General features: G+C 65.4%; 6 protein-coding genes and 1 pseudogene. 5 read left to right on the forward strand and 2 right to left on the reverse strand.

Annotated features, from left to right (window positions below):
* Both QZY48_RS22390 and QZY48_RS22395 read left to right on the forward strand, forming a co-directional pair.
* Positions 1 to 871 (forward strand): phospholipase A (locus QZY48_RS22390; RefSeq protein ID WP_295435302.1); only part of this gene is annotated, 871 nt, incomplete at its 5' end.
* A 231-nt stretch (positions 872 to 1102) separates the two neighbouring features.
* On the forward strand, positions 1103 to 1780 hold the full coding sequence (locus QZY48_RS22395) for an HAD hydrolase-like protein (RefSeq protein ID WP_295435303.1): 678 nt from the start codon (positions 1103 to 1105) through the stop codon (positions 1778 to 1780).
* Positions 1781 to 2433: 653 nt separating this feature from the next.
* Here QZY48_RS22395 and QZY48_RS22400 read toward each other — a convergent pair.
* A complete protein-coding gene (locus QZY48_RS22400; protein WP_295435304.1) occupies positions 2434 to 2871 on the reverse strand; it encodes a PepSY domain-containing protein in 438 nt (145 codons plus the stop codon).
* Positions 2872 to 3040: 169 nt separating this feature from the next.
* Here QZY48_RS22400 and QZY48_RS22405 point away from each other — a divergent pair, with 169 nt between their 5' ends.
* The 3 genes from QZY48_RS22405 (at position 3041) to QZY48_RS22415 (ending at position 4681) form a co-directional block, all read left to right on the forward strand.
* A complete protein-coding gene (locus tag QZY48_RS22405; RefSeq protein ID WP_295435306.1) occupies positions 3041 to 3790 on the forward strand; it encodes a DUF3313 domain-containing protein in 750 nt (249 codons plus the stop codon).
* A gap of 177 nt (positions 3791 to 3967) precedes the next feature.
* Positions 3968 to 4336 carry a hypothetical protein gene (locus QZY48_RS22410; RefSeq protein ID WP_295435308.1) on the forward strand — a complete coding sequence of 123 codons (369 nt, stop codon included), beginning with the start codon at positions 3968 to 3970 and terminating at the stop codon, positions 4334 to 4336.
* On the forward strand, positions 4337 to 4681 hold the full coding sequence (locus QZY48_RS22415; RefSeq protein WP_295435309.1) for a nucleotidyl transferase AbiEii/AbiGii toxin family protein: 345 nt from the start codon (positions 4337 to 4339) through the stop codon (positions 4679 to 4681). It begins immediately after the preceding gene.
* Between the two features lie 257 nt (positions 4682 to 4938).
* Here QZY48_RS22415 and QZY48_RS22420 read toward each other — a convergent pair.
* Positions 4939 to 5683 (reverse strand): annotated as a pseudogene (locus QZY48_RS22420) (ATP-binding protein); the annotation flags it as partial.

Raw genomic sequence — 5683 nt, forward strand, 5'->3', positions numbered from 1 at the left:
CCCGCGCGGCGGCGCGCCGACGGCCGCGCCAGCCGCACCAGCCACGCCGGCGGCCGTCTTCGACCCCGCCCCGGGGTCCATGATCGACACCGCTTGGGGCTTCAACCCCGGCGCCGAACGCTACACCATCGCACTGTATCGCCCCAACTACCTGCAGGTCGCACGCTATTCCGACCGACCGAACAAGGTGCCGTTCCAGGCGCTGTTCAATGCGGCACAGACGCCGAACGCGCAGTTGGACCCGACCGAGGCACGGTTCCAGTTCAGCTTCAAGGCGCGCCTGTGGGCGACCGACGATCGCCGCTTCGGGGTCTGGGCGGCCTATACCCAACAGAGCCAGTGGCAGGTCTACAACACCGACCTCTCACGCCCCTTCCGCGAGAACAACTATATGCCCGAGGTGCTGGTGAGCATGCGGCCCGATTATGCCTTCGGCGGCTTCCACTGGCGGTTGTTCAATATCGGATACAACCACCAATCCAACGGCCGCGCCGACCCTATCTCGCGCAGTTGGGACCGCATTGTCGCCGAGTGCGGGGTCGAGCGGGGCGCTTTCGCACTCTTGGTCCGGCCCTGGTATCCCCTCAAGAAAGACCAAAACAAGGACGACAATCAGGATATTACCGACTATTACGGCTATGGCGACGTCACGGCCATCTACAAGTGGCACGGCAACAGCTTCACCCTCATGGCCCGCGGCAATCTCGCGACCGGCAAGGGCGCAGCCCAGTTCACCTGGACCTCACCGCCCATCCTCGGCCCTTTGCGCGGTTACCTCCAGGCCTTCACCGGTTACGGCGACAGCCTGATCGATTACAACTGGAATCAGAACGCGATCGGTATCGGGGTCGCCTTGAACGACCTGCTCTAGCGTGCATTGCGCAGCGTCGTCGTTCTGTTCGGTAACGCACCAAAGCGACAGGTTTAGGTCGCCTCTGTACCCTGTCGGACTGTGGGGCGAGCAGCCGGTTGAGCGGACCCGCGGGGCGGCGGCACCAGCGCCGCTCGAGCCGGCCGTTGCGGGTCAGGGGCACGGCGGGAAAAGGGCAGGGGGCCTGGTAATCATTGGTACGATTGCGCAAAGCGCTGCATAATCCTGCCAATGATCTTCATCCCCCCACCCCAGACAGCTGCACCGGGCGACTATCGGCTGGTCGTCTTCGATTTCGACGGCACCCTGGCCGATAGCTTCGATTGGTTCGTCCGGGCTCTGAACGAGCTCGCACCGCGCTATCGCTGCCGGCCGATCGCGCCCGGCGAGCGTGACCGGCTGCGCGAACTGCCCGCGCGCGCGGTCTTGCGCCAACTGGGCGTGACCTGGTGGAAACTGCCGGCGCTCGCCCAGGCGCTGCGTCGGCGCATGACCGACGACCTGGACGGCCTGCGGCTCTTCCCCGGGGTCGAATCCATGCTGCGCGAACTCGAGGAGGCCGGTCTGGTGCTGGGGATCGCAAGCTCCAACGCGGAGCGCAACGTGCGCCGGCTGCTGGGAGCGGAGAATCTGCGGCGGGTCCGCTATCTGCAATGCGGCGCGGCGATCCACGGCAAACGGGCGCGGCTGCGGCGCATCCTGAGCGCCGCCCGGGTCGCGCCCGCGGCTGCGATCTACATCGGCGACGAGATCCGCGATATCGAGGCCGCGCGCGGTCTGGGGATGGCCGCCGGCGTGGTCCTCTGGGGCTATAACAGTGCGTCGGCATTGCGCGGGCATCGGCCGGACCGAATTTTCGCGTCCATGGACGAGATCGGGCGCGAACTGAGATCAAGCCGCGGCATATAAATTCCACGCGGTGCGCCGGTCGCGCGGCTCGCGGGCGCGGGGCGGGACTTGGCCGGCGCCGTGCTGATCGGTGCGGGCCTGGCGCACCTGGTCGAGGCTCGGTCAGCCCGCAGCGGTGGCCGCTTGCTCGCCCTGAGCCTGCGGAGCGGTCCGCCGGTAACCGGGTCAGATAGGCTGCGGCCGTCGCTGATCGGCCGACGTTTGTGGGCCGCGACACCTGGCCGAGGCACAAAAAAAGGCGGCTCGCGCCGCCTTGTCCAGCTCCACGCAGTCCACGCTTACCCGCCCGCGCCGCCCAGGGCATAGGGGATGAGGGGCACCAGGGTGATGGCAACGGCCATCCACAGGGCCCGGTTGGTCTTGGAACGCAGTGTCTCGTCGCTCATGGCAGTCACCTCAAATCAGATGGTTGTACCCTGTCTCTTGTCTGTGTATCAAGCTGAACAGTGGTTTAGGGCATGACCGGGGGGAGGATCAGCGCTCCGAAACCTTGTCCGCCGCCCTACGATTCCTATCATGGGTTCTTCTGGATCGAAACCTAGCGCCGACCGCCCTCAACCGACCAGCGTTCATTGAACGGCCCCCATGTGCAGAGTGATTGGACGCGCTGCAGCGTCCGGACTTCAACCCTACGCTGGGGCCTAGGAACGAGTTCAGTTGCCGCGGGGCGGGCAGGCGTGACCGATGCAACGCCGAACCTCTGCGCTAATTGGATCGACGTAGAGCTTCGCGCGGCCACGGTCGGGGCGAACCTGCACTTCCCATTGTGGGTCGTCGTATTCGAGCTCCGTGATAACGCCGAGCGTGCGCTCCTCGATCGCGCGCGCAATTTGTGAAGCGCTGTTCCCGTTGGACGGCGGCAGGGTGTCTGAGGTGTCTTCCGGGCTCGAACGCCGCTCCGCGCCTGTCTGCGGATCCACGTCGATCTGACGGCACTGCCGACCACCTGCCTCGCAGGCGAGGATCTCCCAAGATCCACTGCTGAAATCGGTGCTGAATACCACCTCGCCCGCGCGCTGCTCGATCCCTTGCAGTGAAACAAAAATATCGTTCCTTGACCCCGGCGTTCCACCTCGCGCCACAATGCCCAAGGCCCGCGACGAGGGGTAGGGGCCAGGTGCGGCAGTCATCCGGCCGGTCGCGCAGGTCGCGAGCCCCGTAACCTCACTTCACAAAGCGTAATGATCGCGACCTGTTGCATCCGAATAACTTATAGTTTACCGTTCACGGTATTTACCACCTGCCGCGCGTTCTTCTGCAATGTTCAATCGGCTCCGACTCACCCCGCCCCGGCCCGTCATGCGGCTGGCCTTCCTAGGCCTTTGCGGGTGCCTCGCCCTGATCGCGGGGATGCCCTTGCTGCTGACGGGTTGCGCGGCGACCCTGCAGGCATCGATCGGCGACCGCACGGCGATCTGCGTCTTCTTAGGCCCGGTCTGCCATAAACTTACCCCAGGCGGAGCGGGCCAGAGTTATCTGCGCTATGTCAACTCCGGGGCCCGCTGGAGTCAGTACCGCAAGGTCATCGTCGACCCGGTGATCATCGTCTCCAGCGCCGAATCACAGATCTCCCCGGCGGCTGCGCAGCAGCTCGCGAACTCCTTCGATGCGGTGTTGAAGGAGAAGCTGGGTACCAGGTTCCAACTCACCGATCGGCCAGGCGCCGGTGTCATGAGGATACAGGTCGCACTGACCGATGCCCGAGCGGCGACCCCGGGGCTGCGGACTATTACCATGGCAGTGCCCCAAGCGCGCACACTCAGTACCGTCGGCTACCTGGCGACCGGCAGCTTTCCCTTCGTGGGCGCGGCCGAGGGCGCGGCGAAGGTGGTGGACTCCCGGAGCGGCGAACTGCTTGCAGCGTTGGCGGACCGCCAAGTTGGCGGCGGCCATATCAAGGCCGCCGCGCAATGGACCCTGGGCGACGCCGAGAATGCGATCAACCTGTGGGCAGAACGCGCGGCGAACCAACTCTATGCTTGGACCTCGGGCGCCCAGACTCCGCGCTGAGGTACGGGTCGCGTCCCTGCGGTGACCAAGCGCATCGGCGAATGATGCTCAGCCTGGCTCGCTGCAACCACATTGCGGCAGCCGTGGCACGCCACCCGGAGGCGGTGCCGCCGGTGGCGGGAAGCTACCTGGGCCGGCCCGATCAGCACCCATCGCTGAGCGTGGCGGTACCTGTCAGTGCGCTCCCGGCCTGAGGGCAAGCCGCGCCGCGTCGCCACCATCGGGCGGACCTTTCTCCACCTGCTCCGCGAACCCGATCTGTGCGGCGGCATCTACCATGTGCTGGATCTCTTCGCCCTGCAGGCGCCGCGCTATCTGCGCCTCATCGTCGACGAGATCGACCGCCATGGGACCACTATCGACAAGGTACGGGCCGGTTACGTCCTCGCCGAGCGTCTCGATTTGACCCATCCAGCCTTCGCGGTCCGGCGGACCTTCGCCCAACGGGGCGGTTCCCGGAAACGCTACGCCCAGGCCGGCTACAGCCCGCGGTTCTCCGAGACCTGGTGTCTGTCCATCAACTTCGAGGAGGCCGAGGCGGCGTGAGTGGAGAAGATCGCGGAGAAGCTTCGGGCGCTCCTGCAACAGGAAGTTCGTAACCGAGTCCGACGCCAGGACATCTACGACCTGCACTACCTGCTGAGCGAACACCCGCTCCCCAACGAGCCGCCGACCCGGGCGAGGATTCTGGAGCGCCTGATCGCGAAGGCGTGGGCGCGGGATCTTGAGGTCAGCTCCGGCGCCATGGCCAACCCGGAGATCATCCGCCGCTCGCGGGCCGAGTACAAAAACCGCGCCCACCGCAGACTGCCGCCCTTGCGCCTGACCTGCCCCAGGACGCCCCTTTGCACGCGGAGAACATCGTGTCCGGCCATCTCGAACTCACCGTGAAGTTTTCCCAGCTACCGACGCCCGTCCAGGTGCAGGCCGGGCTGAAGATCGGCATCCAGACCGACCGCGCCCTGTTGCGGTCATCGGCCGTCAACTGTTTGTAACCAGTTTCCATGTGCTAACCCCCTCCCAACAGGATATGTGTGGGTGTTGCACTTCAATTTTGAGCCCGCCCCATCTTGGTACGGGGCTGTGGCTTGTGGAGTTACCACCTGCGCATCGGCGCGGTGTAGACACCGGCCGCGGTCTTATCCCAACACCAGGTCGAGTCGATTGATCCCACCCTCACGCCGATAGGCCAGGGACTTCGCCATGGTCTTCACCATGTGCAGGCCCAGGCCCCCGATCGGACGCTCTTCAGTCGCGGCCTCCAGATCGGGCACCGGCGCATCGAGCAGCGGGTTGAACGGCTGACCGTCATCCTCGATGACCATCGTGGTGGGTGGTCCGATCCGCAAGACCACGCGGATGTAATGCACCTCATCGTCTGAATAACCATATTTGATCGTGTTGGTGACCAATTCCTCGAGCACCAGTCGGGCGACATAGGGCAATGCCTGGGGGGGGGCGGCGGTCGCGAGGAATCCCTCCAGCTGGTCGAGTGCATTCGCCAGGCCCTCTTGGTGATTTGCGATTTCCAGCCGCAGACAGCCTTCCCCATCCGGGGGGGCGTCCGGGGCACTGGTCGCCAGGCGTCTGAACATCAGCATGGTGATGTCGTCGGATTGCTCCGCCCCGGCGGCGTGGGTGCGGATATCCCCGGCCAGGACGCCGATACAGTCCTCGCAATTGAGCGCGGGCGCGCCCTCCATCCGGGATGCCAGCCGTTTTTCACCGTACAGCCGATCCTCGGGGTCCATGGCCTCGGTCACGCCGTCGGTATACAGCAACAGGGCGTCACCCGCGGCCAAGGTCAAATGGCCGGTCTCATACACAGCCCCCGGCATAATGGCCGCCGCGGCCCCGTGGGGGTTCGCGATCCATTCCATCCGTCCGTCTAAA

Origin of the sequence: uncultured Thiodictyon sp., from assembly GCF_903828115.1 — a bacterium.
GTDB lineage: Bacteria > Pseudomonadota > Gammaproteobacteria > Chromatiales > Chromatiaceae > Thiodictyon.